The organism is Thalassovita litoralis, assembly GCF_900182725.1.
In the GTDB taxonomy this organism is placed as follows: Bacteria; Pseudomonadota; Alphaproteobacteria; order Rhodobacterales; family Rhodobacteraceae; genus Thalassobius; species Thalassobius litoralis.
Genome location: NZ_FXTO01000060.1, coordinates 1 through 4,340, shown reverse-complemented (window position 1 = coordinate 4,340; position 4,340 = coordinate 1). Strand labels below are relative to the sequence as shown.

The window sequence follows — 4,340 nt, the reverse complement described above, 5'->3', positions numbered from 1 at the left end:
GGGGACTAGCTGGGGGACTAAGATCAGTCTCCCGTTTTTTTATTTCTATTAATCAAACTCTTATGTATTATAATTGAGTCTTCTCGGCCGCACCATCTCTCTTTTTTCACTACAGATTCCCGCTAACACCTTGAAGGGAAAGGCGGTTTCTGTAGTTCGATAACCGCTTTCTCGGGAGTATCGAAGAGGCTCCGAGAAAGCCAATCTGACCACAGTTTGTTTCAGTGCAAGGTTCCCATTTTCATATATATTCCAAGGTCTTGACAGGAATTCTAGGGATAGTTCGATAAACTCTTCGAACCTCCCCTTTGGCGGGACAACCTGGACAGCTTTTTCGCTCAGAAGAATCTTCTCGCGCTCAAGCTTGGCGATACGCCCTTCATAGGCCGAAACGACCGAAGGGCTCGAAGCATCGAGAATCCGATCCAACAGATTCTCGATCTGCTTCTCTACATCCTTGAGCTGACGAGTCATCGTCTCCTTGGCGCTGTGCGCCTCAGCGGAACGTAGGCCAGGGGCATCAGCGCGGGAACGACCCAGTTCGGTTCAGGCATCTCCAGAACGGTGAGGATGCTGTAACTGACGAGTCCCACAGTTAAGAGCTTTGCGGTGGCGTCCGCAACGATAGCTCCGAGCGGGGTAAGATACTTGGGCTGAACCCGTACGCCCTTCGCTACACCATCACGATCAGTCAACATGACCGTCTTCGGTCCACCGCGAAACGGCTTGACCTTTGTTTCCTTGATCCCACGTAAGAAATCCATCTATCCTTCTCCTCAGATCGAGAGGCACGCTCGTTGCGACGCCTCTTGATTTGAAATGTGGGGACAATCGGAACGCGCATTCCTCGCACATTCCTCGTCAAGGTGGATTTCCAAGTGTCGTTCAGCGATTGGCAAGTCAGGCTAATAAAGAACCGCATCCTCGCGTACCGCGAACGGGAGGGACGACAATCCGGACTTAAAGGCGGGCTGCCTTGGAAGACAGTCAGTGCAAGAATTGAGTGGCCAGCGCATGTTTCGATTTTCAGTGCAGAAGAAAGACTGCGGCAATTCGTAATGGGCGTACCGCAATAACGCAAACCCATGCCTACGGCGCTTGCCCGCCGAGGGTGTTCGATGGACTCCCCTTAGGTATGCGCCCAGAAACACCTGAAAGGACACGCAAATTGGGGTTAGGACTGCCCGCAAGATGTGTGTTGTACTACAACACCATCTTGGCAAGCGCGCCTATGAAAAGCGCGGCGAGCAATATCTCCTGATTAAATCGCCTCCCGCCTCGGGCAAGAGCCGCGCGCTCATGTTCATCGCGCTCGACAAGCTCCACAATCAGGGTAGAGCCCAAATACGTGGCTGCGTTGAGAGGCATCATAGGGGATCAGACTGCGGACGATGCTGAAGCGGCATGGGATGCTGTTCTTGAATGGGCTACAAAAGCCAAAACCGAATGGTGCCGCGTTTACGAGAACCGCCCCGAGGTCACATTTCGACGTGATCAAGACACCAATGCGAGCTGGTTCTTCGGGAAATCGATGACTCCCTCGCGTTAATCAATATTGATACGGCTACCGGCGCACCGCCCGACAGCGTCAAATCACCTGAACGGTTTATTTGCGGCACCGAAGGCACGGAGCGCAAATGCCAGTACCATGCAGAAAAAAGCGGTGGTTCCACGAGATTTGTTGGCGTTTGGCATACTCATCCAGTCTCGATGCCCGAACCGAGTGCAGTGGATCTTCAGGCAATGGCACAAATTCTCCGTCTACAGGCCAAGACGCCTCGACATGTCGTGATGCTTATCATCGGGCACGCCGCTACAAGCCCGAATTGGCGTTTTCATTTGTTCCGCAGAAGCGAATTTCAGATCGTAGAGTACGCAGATGGACAAGCCTAATCCACAAACCGAAACTATGAAATTCGGTCTGGCGCTTTCCGGTGGTGGCTCGAGGGCTGCCGCATTTCATTTGGGTTGTATGCGTGCATTGAATGATCGCGGAATTTTGGATGATGTTCGTGTCATTTCGACGGTCTCGGGTGGCAGCGTGATTGGAGCGATGTGGGCCTACTCGGATGAAGATTTTGGTGAGTTTGACAAACGTATGCAGAAAGTCCTTCGCAAAGGTCTAAAGCGTGGGATACTTCGCTACACATTTCTCTCTTCAGTTACGCCGAAGATTGTCGCGACTATTGTAACGTCTGGTGCTTTAGCGGCTGTCATCTCGTTGCTTCGAAGCCTGCTTTCCGTGTTGCGCATAGTTGGACTGCGCAGCAGCCAACTTCAGACGGTCATGTCAGCTTTGCAGGCGCCGTTTCCGAGGTTCGCCAGCAGAACAACAGCATTCTCCAAGTTTCTCGAAAAGGAATTGTTCGAAGGAATGATGCTCGGCGACGTGAAGCGAAAGGGTTTGAGCGTTGTGATCAATGCGACGGAACTCAGAACACAGTCCGCATATCGCTATGGCTCCAAGGAATCTGGGTGTTGGCGCTTTGGAAAACTCGTGGATGATACCCCTGTAGCAAAAGCGGTCGCCGTGAGTGCTGCTTTCCCCGCGTTGTTGCCCGCATTGGATGAGAGCCGTCGCTACATCAAGCGTGGCGAGACTGCGGCGCACCGTACCATCGTGTCAGACGGTGGGGTCTATGATAATTTGGGAACAAGTTGCCTCGTTCCCAAGAGAGATAGCGAAATTAGCACCAACGTGAATGAGGTTGACTTCATTATCGCCTGCGTTGCGGGCCAAGGTGTGCCAGACGGTGCTGATTTGCCCTATTTTTGGCCATCCCGAATGGTTGCTACCGTCAATACAATTCATCGCCGTACGCACTCCATGACATTTGACCTTCTGCATCGTTTGAAGGCGAGTGGAGAAATCAAAGGGTTTCTCCTTCCCTACCTTGGACAAAACGATAGTGCCCTGCCTTGCCCTCCTGCCGATTTAGTCCCCAGAGATGCGACCTTTGACTACCCGACTGATTTTGATCCTATGTCCCAGGAAACTTTGGACTTGATTGCCAAGCGCGGTGAACAGCTTACCCGTAACTTAATCGAGACCTATCATTCCGAACTCTAACGTTTGATTGGCGCACCCTTTCAGGTCGGGCTGTCGTGAACCGAGCCCGCCTTTGGCGGTCTCGGCCCTGCGGCTTCCATCCCTTGCGCATCATTGGCCAGCCCTGAGGGGCTGACGTTCTTTCTTTCCTGTTTGGGGCCTGAGGGAAACGTCTTGCTCAACCTGTGCCTGAACCAAGGGCATTTCTGCTAGGTGCCCCAATAGCTGGAAAATCCGTGTCGCGGCCTTGGGGTGTGTGCGACCTTCAGCATTGTTCTTGGCGTCTTCAAGCTCGATCAGCATCATCATGCCTGAGATCGCCATGACTCGCTGGCGCAAGCCCCGCCATTCGGTTATCGTGTATGCGCCTAACAACATTTTCGTTGCTTCGTGATCAGCCTGCATTTCTAGGCATAGTCGTGAGATGTTGAGCAACTTTTGGGGCGAAGCTGCGTGTGAGCGTTGAACTACTTCGAAACTGCCTGCCAGTTTAAAGTGATTTAGGTCGATATGGTTAAATTCATGAAGCATCAACCAAACCAGCGAGTCTTGCGTCATCTGATCAGCGTTTAACAAAGCGCTGGGAGCAATATCTGCCCAAAAGCCGCAATTGGTGAGCGCCTTAATCCAAAGCTGAAAGGATTTTTCTGCCAACCCACTTGAGATACTAAGAACAAAACCGTTACCCTCGGGGTCTACTGCGGCGACGAAGTCTGTCGATTCAGTCCAAACGGAGCGCGGTATGGTCTTCCGAGGATAGCTCAAAGCTTTCTCAAATTGGAAGATTGCATTATTGAAGGCTGAATCAAGTCGTTGTATTGAACTCATGTTAATTTATTTTTTGCTTAGCGGGGCGAGCTTAGGCTCAGGACTCATAACCAAAACATGACTGTTGCGGCGAGAGCGATGGCCGAGAGGAAGACTTCGGGGCAGCGGTCATATCGGGTGGCGACCCGCCGCCAATCTTTCAGACGCCCGAACATGATCTCGATACGATTGCGGCGCTTGTAGCGGCGTTTGTCGTATTTGATGGGCTTCTTTCGTGCCTTTCGGCCCGGGATGCAGGGCCTGATCCCCTTATCTTGCAGGGCTTCGCGGAACCAGTCGGCGTCATAGCCGCGGTCCCCCAGAAGCCACTGGGCTTTCGGCATGTCGCCCAGGAGCGCCGCCGCCCCTGTATAGTCGCTGATCTGGCCTGGCCGTGCCGATCAGCGTGTAGATGGCGGCGGCGCGATGTCCGCCGCGCTCTGATCCGGCGAAGAGCCAGGATTTCCGGCCGAGGGCCACACCG

General features: G+C 53.0%; 5 protein-coding genes and 1 pseudogene. 2 read left to right on the top strand and 4 right to left on the bottom strand.

What is annotated here, in order from left to right; translation table 11 throughout:
• Positions 1-60: 60 nt before the first annotated feature.
• Complete coding sequence (locus tag FN828_RS20095) at positions 61-474, bottom strand: hypothetical protein (protein WP_142495090.1); 414 nt, start codon at positions 472-474, stop codon at positions 61-63.
• Positions 471-764, bottom strand: a complete 294-nt coding sequence (locus tag FN828_RS20090; protein WP_142495089.1) for a hypothetical protein — start codon at positions 762-764, stop codon at positions 471-473. Before FN828_RS20090 ends, FN828_RS20095 begins: the two co-directional genes overlap by 4 nt.
• Positions 765-1,512: 748 nt before the next feature.
• On the opposite strand from FN828_RS20090, the gene FN828_RS21165 reads away from it, so the two are divergent.
• On the top strand, positions 1,513-1,893 hold the full coding sequence (locus FN828_RS21165) for a Mov34/MPN/PAD-1 family protein (RefSeq protein WP_142495092.1): 381 nt from the start codon (positions 1,513-1,515) through the stop codon (positions 1,891-1,893).
• Positions 1,880-3,070: a patatin-like phospholipase family protein gene (locus FN828_RS20075; protein WP_221930575.1), complete on the top strand. Its 1,191-nt coding sequence runs from the start codon at positions 1,880-1,882 to the stop codon at positions 3,068-3,070. The genes FN828_RS21165 and FN828_RS20075 overlap by 14 nt, the downstream gene beginning before the upstream one ends.
• A gap of 90 nt (positions 3,071-3,160) precedes the next feature.
• On the opposite strand, the gene FN828_RS20070 is transcribed toward FN828_RS20075, so the two are convergent.
• Together FN828_RS20070 and FN828_RS20065 are read right to left on the bottom strand one after the other, a co-directional pair.
• Complete coding sequence (locus FN828_RS20070; protein WP_142495087.1) at positions 3,161-3,877, bottom strand: hypothetical protein; 717 nt, start codon at positions 3,875-3,877, stop codon at positions 3,161-3,163.
• A gap of 44 nt (positions 3,878-3,921) precedes the next feature.
• Positions 3,922-4,245: pseudogene (locus tag FN828_RS20065) on the bottom strand (IS5 family transposase); the annotation flags it as partial.
• Between the last annotated feature and the right edge of the window lie 95 nt (positions 4,246-4,340).

Bases quoted from the DNA above. Each gene is read 5' to 3' on its own strand.
- FN828_RS20075 (WP_221930575.1), top strand. From the start codon at position 1,880: ATGGACAAGCCTAATCCACAAACCGAAACTATGAAATTCGGTCTGGCG.
- FN828_RS20090 (WP_142495089.1), bottom strand. From the start codon at position 764: ATGGATTTCTTACGTGGGATCAAGGAAACAAAGGTCAAGCCGTTTCGC.
- FN828_RS20070 (WP_142495087.1), bottom strand. From the start codon at position 3,877: ATGAGTTCAATACAACGACTTGATTCAGCCTTCAATAATGCAATCTTC.
- FN828_RS20095 (WP_142495090.1), bottom strand. From the start codon at position 474: ATGACTCGTCAGCTCAAGGATGTAGAGAAGCAGATCGAGAATCTGTTG.